This window comes from Ignavibacteriota bacterium, from assembly GCA_016713565.1.
GTDB lineage: Bacteria > Bacteroidota > Ignavibacteria > Ignavibacteriales > Melioribacteraceae.
Window position 1 is genome coordinate 797,058 of sequence record JADJOX010000007.1, and the last position, 16,528, is coordinate 813,585.

The window sequence follows — 16,528 nt, forward strand, 5'->3', positions numbered from 1 at the left end:
AAGTTTTTAATCGATAAAAAATGGAATACCAAAATGATATTCCATTTTAATTTAATTACTATTTAGAACACGCCGACTCAACTTCCTCAATTGTTTTCGGAATTGGTTTTCCTAAAACTCTGTTTCCGTCTTTAGTTATCAAAACATTATCTTCGATTCTAATTCCGCCGAAATTTCTGTACTCTTCTAATTTTTTATAATTAATATATTTCACAAATTTCTTTTCGCTTTTCCATTTATCAATAAGCGCGGGAATAAAATAAATTCCGGGCTCAACAGTAAGAACATAACCTTGCGCAAGCGGTTTTGCAAATCTTAAATATGCCAAACCAAATTGATTGCTTCGTTTCAAAGTTTTATCATATCCGATATAGTCCTCTCCTAAATTTTCCATATCATGAACATCTAATCCTAACATGTGTCCCAAACCGTGTGGAAAGAACAAAGCATGCGCGCCATCATTTACGGCTTTATCTGTATTGCCTTTCATTATTCCAAGTTCCTTTAATCCCTTTGCAATTACTTTTGCCGCATGAAGATGAATTTCTTTGTACTTTACTCCAGGTTTCATCATTTTAATTGCTTCGAGCTGAGATTGAAGAACTATATTGTAAACTTCTTTTTGCTTATCTGTAAATTTACCGCTAACGGGTATTGTTCTTGTTGTATCGCTCGCGTAACCTAGTGACGTTTCGGTGCCGGAATCTAATACCGCAATTTGACCATTTTCCATTATATTTTCATGAGAATGATTGTGTAAAATTTCACCGTTAACTGAAAAAATAATTGGGAAAGAAACTCCATTTCCTTTGGAAACCGCAACTCCATTAACTTTTCCGCAAACTTCCCTTTCTTTGATTCCCGCTTTAATTTCTTTCATTGCGGTTAAATTCATATCGTAACTTATTTCGAGGGCTTTTTCAATTTCCGCAACTTCTTCGTCAGATTTTATCAATCTTTGCTGAATCACCGATTTAATTAATTTAAGTGAGGCATTTTTATTAATTTCGTCGATTTTCATCTTAAGCAAATTATGAAGCAAAATTATATTATCCGCTCTATATTGCGGTAAGTAATGAATTTCATATCCTCGGGAATTTTTTTTCTGAATGTAGGAACATAATTTTTCCATAGGTTTGGTGTTTGCAACTCCCACACTTTCGGCTTTATTTTCAATTGTATCGTCAAAACCCATCCAGATAATATCGTCAAGACTTCTATTATCGCCAAAAATTATTTCTTTATTTTTTTTAATATCTATTACTGCTGCCAAATTTGGTTCGTTTATTCCCCAGTAATACAAAAATGAACTATCCTGCCTAAATTGATAAGTATTGCCCGCATAATTCATTGGAGATTCATTATTCCCAAGAAATAAGAGTATGCCGTCTTTGAATTTTTTCTTTAATATATTTCGTCGCTCTACATAAATTTCTTTTATAAACATTTTTGCTCCTAAAATTTTTGACAAATTGACATTTTATATATTAAATTACTATTAAGAAATGTTATTATAAAGTTTTTATTTTTTGTTTTCCACAATTTTTTTTAACAAAATCGGTGAATTTAATTATGAAAAAATATATCAAAAATTATTTTGTTCATTTTTTATTATCCTTCGTTGTTTTATTTTCTTCCTTTGACCTATACACTAATAGTATAAATTCTAAATCCGAATCTCATTTTAAAAAATTGGGTAGAAAAGAAAGAAAAATTGTTAGAGATAAATATTTCTTTAACATGCTGCGTGACCCAAATACAAATAATATTCCTGATAATATTAGAAATCGTGAGCTGGATTTTGCAAAAAAATTACCGAAAAAAGATAATTTATTAAAATCCAATACAGCTGGATTTGATTGGAATGAAGTTGGACCCAATGACGTTGGCGGCAGAACACGAGCTTTAGCAATAGATGTTACAAATTCAAATATAGTTATAGCAGGCGGAGTTTCCGGAGGAATTTGGAAATCAACGGATAAGGGTGCAACTTGGCAGTTGAAAAGTAGTAATGAAGCCTACAGCATTACATCTATTGTTCAAGACCCTAGAAACGGATTTACAAATAATTGGTATGCATGCGGCGGAGAGTTGAACGGAAACAGCGCATCCGACAGAGGATTTACAGCAAGATATTACGGAAACGGTTTATATAAATCAACAGATAACGGCGAAACATGGAGTTCAATCGAAAATTCCAAAAGTAATCCAACCAAATGGGATTCCAATTTTGATTATATGTCAAAACTTCTAATTCATCCAACTACAGGTACTTTATTTGCGGTCGCAAACGGCTTGGGAATTATAAGATCGACTGATGGCGGCGCAAATTTTACTACATCATTAGGAGGATTAAATGATCATTATTTCAGCGATATTATTGTTAAAACGGATGGAACATTAATTGGTGTAATTTCCGAATACGGTTATAACGATACAAAAGTAAATCCACCCGGAGTTTATAAATCAAATAATGACGGCTCGAGTTGGACAAATATTACTCCCGCTGATTTTCCTACTGTACATCATAGAAGTGTTTTAGCAACATCAAAACTTGCTACACCAGTGTTTTATATTCTTACATTTACCGGTGAGACTTTTAATGATAATAATGAAAATGTGAAATTATACAAACTTAGTACAGATAATTCTGTAACTGAAAACTTATCAGCCAACTTACCGAAATTTGAATCAACTTCTTTTAAATTACAAGGTCACCTTTACACGCAAGGAAGTTATGATCTTGCAATGGCAGTTAAACCGGATAATGATAATTTTGTTTTAATAGCCGGAACAAGTTTATTCAGATCAACAAATGGTTTTTCCACTTTGATTACGGATCAAAAATTAAATTGGATTGGAGGATATCATCCTACGGAATTCTTTTATCCTAATTTACATCCTGATATTCACGTAATTGCTTTCGATCCATTAAATAGTAATAATGTTTGGGTAGGTCATGACGGCGGTTTGAGTTTTACAAGCAATATTTCGGATGAATCATATTCTGATTATTTTCCTTGGATAGATAAAAATAACGGATACAATGTAACGCAATTTTATACTGTTAGTATAAGTAAGAAGCTGGATGATTTTAGAATTATCGGCGGAACGCAAGATAATGGAACACCTTTTTTCAGGTGGAATGATTTAACCGCAAACAGCACAGATTTTAGTTCGGGTGACGGCTCACATTGTTACTTAGCTTCATCCACTTATGCTTATACCTCAATTTATAATGGAAAGATATACAGATTCAAGTATAATACACAGGGTAATTTAGAATGGAACGCAAATACAACAGATGTAACTCCTGATGACGCAACTGATCAATTATTCATTAATCCTTTTGTAATAGATCCGGTTCCTACAGAAAGATATATGTATTATCCTGCAGGAAATAAACTTTGGCGGAATAACGATATACGCGGACAGAACGATGCGTATGACATTACTAATTACTGGTCGGAAGTTCAAGGTTTAGCAATGCCAACTAATTTTACAATTACTGCGATGGGTGTTTCTACCAAAACTCCTGAACACGTATTATATTATGCAGGCTATAATAATCAGAATGTGCCTAAACTTTATCGATTAGAAAATGCGCATACAGCAACTGATGGTTTTACAGATGTTTCAATCAGCAATGCTCCGAGTGGTACCTATGTTCACAGTATTTCAATTAATCCCGAAAATGGAAATGAAATTCTAGTTGTTCTTTCAAATTACAATATAGTTGGTTTATATCATTCTGTTGACGGCGGACAAAATTATACTGCTGTTGAAGGAAATTTAACCGGTACCGATACTAATCCGGGACCTTCAATAAGATCGGCTATAATTTTACCTTACAATGGAACAAAGTATTATTTTATCGGAACAAGCACAGGTTTATATTCAACAACTAATTTAAATGCGGAAAATACTGTTTGGGAACAAGAAGCATCCGATAAAATCGGAAATGTAGTGGTTGAATATCTTGATGCCCGAACATTGGATGGAACTATTGCAGTTGCCACACACGGAAGAGGCTTATTTATTGGAAAAGCCAACGGCTCAGTTGATGTTAATGATAATATAAAAATTGAAAATGAATTTTCATTAAGCCAAAATTATCCAAACCCTTTTAATCCAAGTACATCAATTGATTTTACAATTCCTAAAACACAAAACGTTAAACTTTGTGTTTACAACATTACCGGAGAATTGGTTAAAACATTAGTTAATAAAAATTTAGTAAATGGAAAATATTCTATAAATTTTGACGCAAATAATTTAACAAGCGGAATTTATTATTACAGACTTGAATCGGATAATTTTAATACAACGAAAAAAATGATTTTACTGAAGTAATACAAACCTCCGAGGTTTTAAAAATCTCGGAGGTTTATTGAATATTATTTACAAATATAATTTTTGGAATTCTCTTTTTTCTCTGTTCTTCCAAGCACCTTTGTGATAAGCATATCCGGCGACTAAAGGCATAGCTATTGTGGCTTCGGAATAAACCATTTGTTCATAAGTAGTTTCAACTTTTCCCCATGAACTTGCTTCCTTTAAAGTTGAACCAGAGAGCGCGCCGTCTCTTTCATCGGCTACAGTAATTTGTACGGCATATTTATGCATCGGTGAATCTTCCTGCAAAATATCGGCGGCAACAACAATATCTTGCGTGAAATTTTTCGGTACACCGCCGCCAATCATAAAGATTCCGGTTTCTTTTGTGTTTAATTTAATTTTTGTCAATTCAAGAAAATCTTTTCCGGAATCGAATGACACATGTTTATCCGGATTATTATATTGGTGAACAACAATTCCAAATCCGGCGGAGCAATCCGAAAACGCAGGAACAAATATTGGAACGTTCTTTTTATACGCGGCATAAATTACGCTGTCATCAACTTTAGGACCGCCGTTTTCATCCAAATATTTTCCAAAGTTCCACAATAATTCTCTTGATGAATAAGGCTTCGGCTCCAAACTGTTAAATATTTTTTCCGTTGTTTCATCGCATATTCTTAGTTCGTCTTCGTCAATATAAGTATCATAAATTCTATCAATATGCAAATCCCTCAATTGATTATCATCGCTGAACGGAGTTCCTAAATAATGCTTAAAGCCCAATGCTTCAAAAAAATCTTGATCAACCATTATAGCGCCAGTCGATACAATTGCGTCAACCATATTATTATTTACTAAATCAAAAACTACCTTTTTCAATCCCGCGCTAAATAAACTACCAGCTAAAGTTAAAATTACGGAACAGTTTTTATCTTCTAACATCATATTATAGATTCTTGCGGCTCTGTTAAGATCACGTGCCGAAAATGCCATTTTTTCCATCGAATCAACCAACTTAATTACATTATGTTCTTTTATGTCAATATGTTCAATAACACCTTTTAAAAAATCCTTTTTTTCTTGCATTTATATTCTCCTTTATGTTGTGGCACAAAAATAAATCATTTTTACATTTTATAAAATTAAAAACTCAATTATAATTCCAATTTAGTTTTTACGCAAAAATATTTATATTAACTTAGTTTAGTTTTATAAAGAATTTAAATTCATGGAGGATAAATGATTAGCAAAATATTAAAAACCGCGCTACTACTTTTTATTTCAACAGCAATATTAACAAATGCGCAGAATTATTTTGAGGGAAAAGTTAAGTTCAAAATAACCGATGACGAAGAAGAATCTCACTTAATGGAATACTTTTTAAAAGAAGGAAATTTTAGAATTTCCATGTTTGATGATGAAAATGTTTCTGCAATATTTATTTATAGAAAAGATAATTCATACATCTTAATGCCCGAAGATAAAATGTATATGAATTTAAACAATTCGATATTTACAAAACTCGGTGATATGTTCAAAAAAAATGCTGAAGAAGAAAAAGACAAAAAAGAGTTTAAATTTGAGAACTATAAAACCGGTAAGACTAAAAGCATATTAGGTTACGATTGTGAACAATGGATAAATAAAAGTGAAATTGACGATGACAATTATGAAGTGGAAGCATGGATAACAAGTGATTTGGGTAATTTTATGTTTATGGAAAACCCAATGGGCGCGGGATTTACGCCTGCTTGGGGAAACTCAATGAAAAACCAAGGATATTTTCCATTGCAGGTAATAACGAAAGATTCCGACGGTGAAATTGTTTCTACTTTTGAAGCAGTTGAAATAAACAAGCAGACATTAAATAATAATCTATTTGAAGTTCCTGCTGATTATAATGAAATGAAAATTCCTGGAATGTAAAATTTTTAAAGGCCGTAAAGAATATTAATTACAAATTTCATTTTATAATAAATTTATATTTTTTTACAGCCTTTTATTTGATATGAAAAATTACTTTTCTAAATACATTACTATAATTTTATTATTCATTATTATTTCTTGTTCATCAACAAAAGAAATTTTTGATGCAGAGAAATCCACATTCAAAATAATTGACGAAATTGAACCGAGGATAATTTCTTTAGAAGGAGAAATTTCGGAAAGAAAATCGGAAATATCCGGACTATGCTGGTTTAATGATTTTTTACTTTTACTTCCTCAATATCCAAATTTTTTAACTAAAAATGAAAATGGCATTATCTATTACATAAAAAAAGGCGAAATTAATAATTATCTTTTTAGTAACGCTAGTAACGTGATTTCACCAAAAACATTTAAAATCGATTTATCCGATCTGGATAAATATTTTAATGAAGGTTCCGGATTCGAAGGGATTTCAGTAATTGATAATAAAATTTTTCTTACAATCGAGAGTATGAAAAACGGTGAAATGCAATCATTAATAATTTCAGGGGATATCGATTCAACAAATAAGACCATTTCATTGGACAAAAATTCAATAAAGAATATTCCGGTTTCGGCAGAAATATTTAATTTGAGTTGTGAAGCAATCGCTTCTAAAAACGATACAATTATACCCATATATGAAGCAAACGGAAAAAATGTTAATCCAAATACTTTTGTTAATATTTTTAATAATAATTTGGAAATTCAAGAAAAAATAAATTTTCCAAATGTTGAATATCGAATTACAGATGCAACAATTATTGATGAAAACGGAAAATTTTGGGCAATAAATTACTTATTTCCAAAAGATGGGAAAAAATTAATTCCGGCGGAAGATCAATTATTCATAAGACATGGAATTGGAAAAACACATAAAAATTCCAAAGCGGTTGAAAGAATTGTAGAATTTGAGCTAAAAAACCATAAAATTTCAATTACAGATAAACAGCCGGTTTACATTAAATTGCTTGAAAACGACAGCAGAAATTGGGAAGGTTTGGCAAAATTGGATGAAAAAGGCTTTTTAGTAATAACAGATACTTTCCCACAAACAATTTTTGCTTTTATTCCCTATAATTTTTCTTATTTGCCGGAAAAATAAATTAATCTTCAAATTCTTGACATTTCAAATTCATTAAGATATATTTACAAGCTCTAAAAAAATCTCTTTTATGGAGGAAATAGTTGAAACAACAAAAATTAACACGATTTATTAAATCTGAAGATGCTGATCAAAAATGGTATGTAATTGATGCTAATGATTTAATTTTGGGTAGATTAGCCGCTAAAGTCGCATCAGTTATTCGTGGAAAACATAAACCGATTTTCACTCCAAATACTGATACCGGTGATTTTGTAATCGTTGTAAACGCAAATAAAGTAAAAGTAACGGGAAAAAGAGAGTTGATGAAAACATATTTTACTCACTCTATGTATCCGGGCGGAGCAAAAATAAAATCTTTTACCGAGCTAATAGCTAAAAAACCTGACTACGTTATTACTGAAGCTGTTAAAGGTATGCTTCCTAAAAATAGATTAGGCAGACATTTATTAAAAAAATTAAAAGTTTATGCTGGTTCTGAACATCCGCATTCAGCACAAAAACCTGAAGTTTTAAGTTTATAAAATTAATAGGAATTTAAATGGCAGATAAAATTTTTGTTGGAAGAAGAAAAAATGCTGTTGCACGCGTTATTTTAAGAAACGGATCTGGAAAAGTTACAATTAACAATCGTGAATTTGAAAATTTTTTCCCGGTTGCGGATAATAGAGACGATGTTATTACACCATTTAAATTTACCGAAACTTTAGGTAAATACGATGTTCTAGCCAACGTTGAAGGCGGCGGAGTTCGCGGTCAAGCCGAAGCTATTAGATTGGGAATTGCAAGAGCTCTTATTAGCATTAATCCCGATTTAAGAAAATTAATTAAACCTGAAGGTTTGCTTAGAAGAGATCCAAGAATGGTTGAACGTAAAAAACCGGGTAGACCAAAAGCAAGAAAGAAATTTCAATTCTCTAAAAGATAATATTTCTGAGAATTTTTTAATAATAATCAATTATTCATTAACATTCATATTTTCTGATTTACCGCCTGTGTCCTACCAAAAAATAGGGATCTAAGGTAAAGTTGAAGAGAATAGAAGACTAAAACAGGAGTTAAAATGGCAAAGTTAGATCTTTCCCAACTCATCGAAGCAGGTGCTCACTTCGGACATTTGACACGCCGCTGGAATCCTAAAATGAGACCATATATTTTTATGGAGAAAAACGGAATCCACATAATCGATCTTAAAAAAACTCAAATAGCAATTGAAGAAGCCGCGGATAGAATTAGAGAAATTTCTTCTGACGGCGGTACGGTTTTATTTGTCGGTACAAAAAAACAAGCCAAAGGCGTAATTGCGCAAGAAGCAAAAAGAAGCGGAATGAACTGGGTTAGCGAAAGATGGCTTGGCGGAATGCTTACCAACTTTTCAACTATCCGTAAAAGTATCGCAAGAATGCAGAAAATTGATAAAATGGAATCAGATGGTACTTTTGAAAAAATAACAAAAAAAGAACAGTTGTTCAGAACCAGAGAAAGAGATAAACTGAGAAAAATTCTTGACGGTGTTGAAACAATGAAAAAAATGCCTAACGCTATTTTTATTGTCGATATCAAAAAAGAATCTATTGCTATTAATGAAGCATTACGTTTGAATATCCCGATATTTGCAATTGTTGATACAAACTGCGATCCCGATCCAATTGATTATATTATTCCTTCCAATGATGACGCTGTTAGAGCTATCGAAATAATTACTAAAGCTTTTTCCGATGCTGTAATTGAAGGAAGTTTGAAATACAACGAAGTAAAAGCAGAAAAAGCTGCTGAAAAAGAAAAAATTAAAAAACAAGAAGAAGAAACAACTGAAGATAAAAAAGGCGCAAAACCAAAAATTAGAAAAGTTAAATTTAACGATAAAGGCGAAAGAAAAGATTTTAAAGACGGTGATAAAAAAGACGCCTCCACTGATGATTATCTTCCGTGCGAATCTTATAAAGGCGAAAGCGGATTTCACAAATTTAACGATGATAAAAATCAATTTTTCTTTGGATATAACGGCAAAGACGGAAAAACTTATTTGAGATCAGAAGGATATACTTCCGATAAAGCTATGCTGAACGGAATAGACGCAGTTAATAGAAATGCGGGAAATGATAAAAGATGGTTTACGGGAACAACAGACGATAAACAGTATTATTATGTTCTTAAAGCCGCTAATGGTCAGGAAATTGCAAGAAGCTGTTATTATTCATCAAAGGAAGAAATGGAAAAAGACTTTGCGTGGATTAAAAGTAAAGAATCCGGCTTGGCTGCTGAAGTAAAATAATTTAGAATTTTGTTTATTAAATATAGGATAGATCATAATGGAAATTACTGCGCAATTGGTTAAAGAGCTTAGGGAAAAAACCGGTGCCGGAATGATGGATTGTAAGAAAGCACTAACCGAAGCTAATGGTGATTTTGAAAAGGCAATTGAAATTCTTAGAAAAAAAGGCGCTGCTGTTGCCGCTAAAAGAGCTGAAAGAAGTGCAAACGAAGGAATTATTCTTACAAAATCTTTAGATAACGGATCAAAAGCCGTAATAGTTGAAGTTAACTGCGAAACAGATTTTGTGGCTAAAAGTAATGATTTTATCGATTTTGCAAATTTCGTTCTTGATGCAATTATTGAACATCAGCCTAAAAATACAGAAGAGTTATTGGCATTAACCCATAATGGAAAATCGGTTCAAGAAGAATTGACCGCAATTATAGGTAAAATTGGAGAAAAAATAGAAGTATCCAGATTCTTAATTGAAAAAGCTGAAAATGGTGTTGTTGTAGATTACGTTCATCACGGTTCTAAATTAGCTGTTTTAATTAGAATTGACAATGTAAGTGATTCTTCAAAAGATGAAGTTTCAAACTTGGGTAAAGATTTTGCAATGCAAGTAGCGGCAATGAAACCTTATTATGTATCTAGAAATGAAGTTCCCTCAGAAATTCTTGAAAAAGAAAAAGATATTTATAAAGAAGTTGCCAGAAAAGAAGGTAAACCCGAGCAAATTCTTGATAAAATAGCTGACGGAAAATTGAATAAGTATTATCAGGAAAATTGCTTAATAGAACAAGCTTCTATTAAAGACAACTCAAAATCTGTTGGTGATATACTTAACGAACTTAATAAGAAAAATTCATCTAACGCAATTGTAAAATTATTTCATCGATTTCATCTCAGCGATGAAAAAAAATAATTATTTTTAAAGGTCTTAAATTTTAAGACCTTTTTTTTTATTGAGGAAACAATGTTAAAATACAAAAGAATACTTCTTAAGCTAAGCGGTGAATCTTTAATGGGAAATTTAGGTTATGGAATTGATCCCAATATTTTAATCTTTTTTGCGAATGAAGTGAAAAAAGTTAAAGATTTAGGCGTTCAAGTTGGAATTGTAATTGGCGGCGGAAATATTTACAGAGGATTGAATGCAGGCAAACAAGGAATTGACAGAGTAACTGGCGATCAAATGGGAATGCTAGCAACAGTAATTAATGCTTTGGCGCTTCAAAACGCGTTTGAAACAACCGGAATGTATACAAGATTAATGACCTCGATTAAAATGGATGAAATGGCTGAACCATACATCAGAAGACGCGCAATCAGACATTTGGAAAAAGACAGAGTTGTTATTTTCGGAGCCGGAACAGGACATCCGTATTTCAGTACCGACACAGCCGCATCATTAAGAGCCGTTGAAATTGAAGCCGATGTAATTTTAAAAGGAACAAGAGTCGATGGAGTTTATGATTCCGATCCCGAAAAAAATCCAAATGCTTTAATGTTTTCTGAAATTTCTTATCTTGAAGTTATGAATAAAAATCTTAGAGTTATGGATTTAACGGCAATTAGCTTATGTCAAGAAAATCAGCTACCTATTGTTGTTTTTAATATGAACAAAGAAAATAATTTATTAAAAGTCGTTACCGGCGAAAACCTTGGAACACAAGTAAGTAAGTAAATAAATTTTGAATGATTAAGAATCTTAGAGGTAAATATGAACAACCAAATAATCAAAGATGCTAAATCAAAAATGGATAAAAGTATTGAAGCTTTCCGAAATGAAATCTCGAAGATTAGAACCGGTAAAGCAACAACCGCGCTTTTAGACGGAATTAAGGTAAATTATTATGGAAATCCGACTCCATTAAATCAAGTAGGAAATGTTTCAGTTCTTGATTCACATACTTTATCTATTACTCCATGGGATAGAAGCGTTGTAAATGATATCGATAAAGCTATTCTTTCAGCGGATTTGGGATTGAATCCAATAAGCGATGGTACAAATATTAAAGTTCCAATTCCCCCTTTAAATGAAGAAAGAAGAAGAGATTTAGTAAAATTAGTAAAAAAATTCGGTGAAGAAGCTAAAATTGCAATACGCAATGTAAGAAGAGAAGCTAACGATCATTTAAAGAAAGCGGAAAAAGACAAAAATATTTCTGAAGATTTACGACACGACGCCGAACAAGATGTTCAAAAATATACGGATGAGCATATCAAAAAAATTGACGACATGATAAAACACAAAGAAATTGAAATTATGGAAGTTTAGTTAATATTGTTAAAAAGACGCGATCTTATAAAATGGTCGCGTCTTTGAATCTCAAAATTAAAAATTCACTCTAAAGCCTATATTCCACACTAAAACATTAAGATTTACCTTTTCTGTACGCCGAATCTCCCCAATTTGTCCATATTCAGTTTCGGAACAAATTGGTTGATCATACTTAACAGTAGGATTATTGATTTGAAACTTAAAACCGAAAATAACACTTAGAGGTTGTTCTGGATAAAAAATACTACCAAAATTCAAATTAGTGAAAAAACCAGCTTTGTTTCTTCCAAAAAAATATTGTTCAGCACAATTTGAGGGCATATTAAGATATGTTACAATACCTATTGAATTATAAATTCCCATTTCAATTCCAATAAACGGTTTTATAATTAACGAATCTATCTTAATTATATAAGGAAAATATTTTGTTTGAACACCTACTTTTAATGAGGATTCGTAAGGATCATCTGGGGGAGGATTTTTAATGAATGATTTATTAATTCTTGAATCACTTACTGTTGCAGATAAACCAGCACTTAAAATATCTTTCATAAATTCATATTCTGCCTCTAAATTATAAAAGGATAAGGATTTATAATTTTTTCCGCTAATTAAACCGGAATAATTAAATCCAACAGAAAAATCTTGTGAGAGTAATTGAGTTGAAAATATTAACAAAATGCAAAATACTACTTTTGTTTTCATTTGCATCTTAACTTTATTGTTTAAATTGGGTAACAATCTAAAAACAATAATCCTAAATTATTTCATATTAAGTTAATTAAATAATTTGGTAAAAGTAAAATATTTTGAATGAATTAGGAAATTTATTCTCCAAATTTTCTTATTCCTATTTATTATATTTATCCGGTTAAATCAGATTTATTTTTTAGTTAATAATAATTTATGCTGAGAAATGTTATATATATAATTGCCAGCATGCTCTTTTTCTTTTCCGGTATTGTTGCTTATGGAATTATACTAAACTTAAATGAAAAGCCTTTGGAAGTAATTTTAAAGGAAAAGAATATTACCGGCTTGAAAAATGTAACTATTTCAATTGATAGGAAAAATTACAAGCTTAGTTTATTTAGCGATACGACTTTAATAAAAAATTACAATGTTGTTTTCGGCAGAAATAATAATTCAAACAAAATCTCTAAAACTGATAACGCAACGCCTGTCGGAAGTTATTTTATATGCAAAATTGATACAAACAATATTTATTATAAAAAGCTGTTTCTAAATTATCCTAATTTACAGGATGCTTCTGAAGCACTGAAAGAAAATATTATTTCGCAAAATGAATTTAAAAGTATTACAAAAAATCTTGACCAAATCGGCTGTTCGTTTGCCGAAACAAAATTAGGAGCGGATATCGGAATTCAAGGAACAGGTGAATATAACATTGTATTTAAAAATTTACCTTTCGTTTTTAATTGGACAAACGGTTCTATTGCCTTAAGCAACGAAAATATTGACGAACTTTTATCTGTTGTTACGATTGGAACAAAAGTTTACATAAAAAATTAATTTCATGAATTATAAGATTTTCACTTTCACATTTTTTTTAACCTTTAATGTTTTTTCAGCTCCATTATTCGCTCAAAACGAAAATAAAATTGAACTATCTTCCATAAACTTTAAGGGAAATGATTATTTCATATCGTCTGAATTAGAAGAAATAATTGTATCTAAAGAAAGCCCAAACTGGCTATCACAATTTCTCGCAAGTTTTTCCAGTTTCGGCAAAGGCGCTACATATTTTGATTCGCTGAATCTTACAAACGATATAAATATTTTGAAAAGTTATTATTTCGCTCACGGTTTTTTTCATACAAAAATATCTGCTGAGTATACTATTGACAAGAATGGTAATGAAGTTGCAGATTTAACATTTAACATTATTGAAAATGAACCGACAAAATTCAAAAAATTAGTTATCACGGGTTTAGAAAATATCCCTCCTTCCTTTTCGTCAAAAATTAGTTCAATGATTTCAATTGACAGTACGGTTCAATATTCGGATTTTAAAGTTGAACAAAATCGAGATATAATTCTAAGTTATCTGCAGGATAACGGATACATGTCCGCGCAAGTCGATCAGCCTATTGTTGAAATTGATACTATTTACACAAATTCCGTTACGGTAAGTATGAATTTTGATATAGGCAACAGATATAAAATCAGCAGTGTAACGGTTGAGAAAAGCGGTCCGGGAAAAGATTTGGTCAGCGATGACCTGATTAAAAAAATAGTAAATATTGAACCAGAAAATTATTTCAGTTACCACAATCTAAAATTATCGCAAGTTAGACTTTACAGAACCAATCTTTTTTCATCCGCATTAATTACGGGAAGCGCCGCGGACACAATTATTAATTATGTCCCAATCAGAATTGTTACAAATGTTGGTCTTTTAAATGAATTCGCACCTGAATTAATTGCGATAAGAGATAGAACAGAAAGCACCTCTTTAAAGTTAGGTTTTGGTTTAAGCTGGACAAATAAAAACTTCTTTGGAGACGCGAGAAAATTTACCATCGGAAGTTCGGTTTCTTCAGAAAATATTACTCAATTCCTAAAAGCCGGAAATCTTGCCGATAATATTTACGGCTTGGCAGATTTGCGCGCGACTATAGAACAGCCGTTTTTATTTGGAAATCTTATTAATACTACTCTCGAGGCGTTTTACACATTAGAAAAAAAACGTGATGAATGGAATGCGAATATTTACGGTACAAAATTAAATCTTAACTTTGAACTACCACCTTATATATATTTGACCAGTTTAAGCAGTCATTTTACACTTCAGAGAAGCGAATATATTTTTAAAGAAAAATATATTCGAGATAATTTGGATTCACTCTATTCGGGAAATATTGAAAGCAATAACACAAATGTTGTACTTGGTGTTAATTTAGCGGCAAACAAAACGAACGATCTGCTTTTTCCTACCGAAGGATATTCGCTTTCCGCATTATTTGAAGACGGAAATTCACTTCCGTATTTGGCAAGCATGATCGGCAGTTACAATTTTACACAATCCGCTTATTATAAGTTTGTGTTAACTTCAACTTTATATTTACCGATTTTAACAAATTATTTTGACGCGTTCGGAACAAAATTAAAAATCGGGAATATTCAAGCATATTACGGAAATAAAAGAAATATTCCGTTTAATCAAAGATTTACTGCCGGCGGAAGCAACTCAATTAGAGCTTGGGGCGCAAATGATTTGCCGTTAATAAATAGAAAAAAAAGAAATTTACCGGATGATCCTTCTCAAAGTGAAATTCAAAATATTATCAGGAATATAACACCCGGAGGATTTTTTCTTTTTGAAGGTTCATTTGAATTACGCGAGCGTTTTACGGAAAAAATCGGTTTGGCTTTATTTTTTGATTATGGAAATGTTTGGAATGATTTTACAAAATTTAGATTTAACAGTTTATCACTTGCTTCGGGATTCGGATTCAGATATTATTCAGATTTTGCGCCTTTTAGATTGGATTTTGGTTTTAAAGTTTTTGATCCAAGCAGTAAAACCGCTTTTTACAACAGAAAACTCTTCGATTTTATGGAAATTCAAATCGGTATAGGCGAAGCTTTCTAATAATAATAATTTCAACTTATTTTTGAATAAAATCAATATTTTGGGTAAATTTAAAGCTTATCTTTTAGGAAATTCTCTATGCTGAAAAGTATGACCGGAATCGGAACCGATGCTTTCTCAAATGAAAATTTTACTCTTGAAACCGAAATTAAAAGTTTAAACAGCCGTTTTTTGGATCTATCCATTAAACTTCCAAAAGAACTTTATAAACATGAATTTGCGATTAGAGATTTAATTAAAAATAAAATAGGACGAGGAAAAGTTACACTTAGTATAGTTTTGACTTATAATAAGTTGACAAACGGAAATTCTCCTATAAATTCCAATGCGCTCAAAAATGCCGTTGATATTTTGACTCAAATAAATAACTACACTAATTCTGATTCGAAAATTGAGTTAAATCAAATTTTAATGCTTAGAGATATGTTCCTTTCGGAAAATCAAGAATCGAACGGAATTGATTTTGAAATTATTGCAAATTCAGTTTCTTCCGCTGTTGAGAAATTTAATCAAATGAAAAAATCCGAAGGTCTGGAACTTAAGAAAGATTTGGTTTTTAGAATCAATAAAATTTTAGAAGAATTGACAAAAATTGAAAATATTACTAAAAATTCCACGGTTGAATTTTTTGAAAAATTTAAGGAACGCGCCAAGAAATTAGCCGATGAATATATTGATGATAAGGAAAGGTTTACTCTAGAAATGGCAATTCTTTCTGAAAAACATGATATAACTGAAGAAAGCATAAGGCTGAGAAGTCATATAAAATTATTTTGTGAAACGTTGGATAATGACGAAGATTCCGGACGAAAATTAAATTTCATAACGCAGGAAATGAACAGAGAAATTAATACAATTAATAGTAAATCAATTTCATCTGAAATTGCGCATGCTGGTATTATTATAAAAGAAGAATTAGAAAAAATCCGTGAACAAATACAAAATATTGAGTAAAAT

The 16,528-nt window shown here is 31.3% G+C and carries 15 protein-coding genes; 12 read left to right on the forward strand and 3 right to left on the reverse strand.

The window, feature by feature from the left end; translation table 11 throughout:
* Window positions 1-58: 58 nt before the first annotated feature.
* Window positions 59-1,447 (reverse strand): aminopeptidase P family protein, encoded by a 1,389-nt coding sequence (locus IPK06_10815; GenBank protein MBK7980459.1) that lies wholly within the window; start codon window positions 1,445-1,447, stop codon window positions 59-61.
* 245 nt (window positions 1,448-1,692) lie between these two features.
* Between IPK06_10815 and IPK06_10820 the strand changes: the two genes are divergently transcribed.
* Window positions 1,693-4,353, forward strand: a complete 2,661-nt coding sequence (locus IPK06_10820) for a T9SS type A sorting domain-containing protein (protein ID MBK7980460.1) — start codon at window positions 1,693-1,695, stop codon at window positions 4,351-4,353.
* Window positions 4,354-4,401: 48 nt separating this feature from the next.
* Here the strand turns inward: IPK06_10820 and IPK06_10825 are convergent, their stop codons facing one another.
* Window positions 4,402-5,427, reverse strand: coding sequence for a deoxyhypusine synthase (locus IPK06_10825; GenBank protein ID MBK7980461.1), 1,026 nt, complete (start codon window positions 5,425-5,427; stop codon window positions 4,402-4,404).
* 153 nt (window positions 5,428-5,580) lie between these two features.
* On the opposite strand from IPK06_10825, the gene IPK06_10830 reads away from it, so the two are divergent.
* From IPK06_10830 to frr, 8 genes are all read left to right on the forward strand, one after another.
* On the forward strand, window positions 5,581-6,267 hold the full coding sequence (locus IPK06_10830; GenBank protein MBK7980462.1) for a DUF4412 domain-containing protein: 687 nt from the start codon (window positions 5,581-5,583) through the stop codon (window positions 6,265-6,267).
* Between the two features lie 82 nt (window positions 6,268-6,349).
* The gene (locus IPK06_10835) at window positions 6,350-7,414 is read left to right on the forward strand and encodes a hypothetical protein (protein MBK7980463.1); all 1,065 of its coding nucleotides are present in this window, start codon (window positions 6,350-6,352) and stop codon (window positions 7,412-7,414) included.
* 83 nt (window positions 7,415-7,497) lie between these two features.
* Complete coding sequence (rplM, locus tag IPK06_10840) at window positions 7,498-7,938, forward strand: 50S ribosomal protein L13 (GenBank protein MBK7980464.1); 441 nt, start codon at window positions 7,498-7,500, stop codon at window positions 7,936-7,938.
* 17 nt (window positions 7,939-7,955) lie between these two features.
* Window positions 7,956-8,342 carry a 30S ribosomal protein S9 gene (gene rpsI / locus IPK06_10845; protein ID MBK7980465.1) on the forward strand — a complete coding sequence of 129 codons (387 nt, stop codon included), beginning with the start codon at window positions 7,956-7,958 and terminating at the stop codon, window positions 8,340-8,342.
* Between the two features lie 135 nt (window positions 8,343-8,477).
* Window positions 8,478-9,689 (forward strand): 30S ribosomal protein S2, encoded by a 1,212-nt coding sequence (gene rpsB / locus IPK06_10850; protein ID MBK7980466.1) that lies wholly within the window; start codon window positions 8,478-8,480, stop codon window positions 9,687-9,689.
* Window positions 9,690-9,726: 37 nt separating this feature from the next.
* On the forward strand, window positions 9,727-10,596 hold the full coding sequence (locus IPK06_10855) for an elongation factor Ts (protein ID MBK7980467.1): 870 nt from the start codon (window positions 9,727-9,729) through the stop codon (window positions 10,594-10,596).
* A gap of 51 nt (window positions 10,597-10,647) precedes the next feature.
* Window positions 10,648-11,358 carry a UMP kinase gene (locus IPK06_10860; GenBank protein MBK7980468.1) on the forward strand — a complete coding sequence of 237 codons (711 nt, stop codon included), beginning with the start codon at window positions 10,648-10,650 and terminating at the stop codon, window positions 11,356-11,358.
* A gap of 36 nt (window positions 11,359-11,394) precedes the next feature.
* Window positions 11,395-11,952 carry a ribosome recycling factor gene (gene frr / locus IPK06_10865; protein ID MBK7980469.1) on the forward strand — a complete coding sequence of 186 codons (558 nt, stop codon included), beginning with the start codon at window positions 11,395-11,397 and terminating at the stop codon, window positions 11,950-11,952.
* Window positions 11,953-12,009: 57 nt separating this feature from the next.
* Here the strand turns inward: frr and IPK06_10870 are convergent, their stop codons facing one another.
* Window positions 12,010-12,660, reverse strand: a complete 651-nt coding sequence (locus IPK06_10870) for a hypothetical protein (GenBank protein MBK7980470.1) — start codon at window positions 12,658-12,660, stop codon at window positions 12,010-12,012.
* A 201-nt stretch (window positions 12,661-12,861) separates the two neighbouring features.
* Between IPK06_10870 and IPK06_10875 the strand changes: the two genes are divergently transcribed.
* The 3 genes from IPK06_10875 (at window position 12,862) to IPK06_10885 (ending at window position 16,525) form a co-directional block, all read left to right on the forward strand.
* Complete coding sequence (locus IPK06_10875) at window positions 12,862-13,488, forward strand: L,D-transpeptidase (protein ID MBK7980471.1); 627 nt, start codon at window positions 12,862-12,864, stop codon at window positions 13,486-13,488.
* A gap of 4 nt (window positions 13,489-13,492) precedes the next feature.
* The gene (locus IPK06_10880; GenBank protein ID MBK7980472.1) at window positions 13,493-15,571 is read left to right on the forward strand and encodes a BamA/TamA family outer membrane protein; all 2,079 of its coding nucleotides are present in this window, start codon (window positions 13,493-13,495) and stop codon (window positions 15,569-15,571) included.
* 78 nt (window positions 15,572-15,649) lie between these two features.
* Window positions 15,650-16,525 (forward strand): YicC family protein, encoded by an 876-nt coding sequence (locus IPK06_10885; protein ID MBK7980473.1) that lies wholly within the window; start codon window positions 15,650-15,652, stop codon window positions 16,523-16,525.
* Window positions 16,526-16,528: the final 3 nt, after the last annotated feature.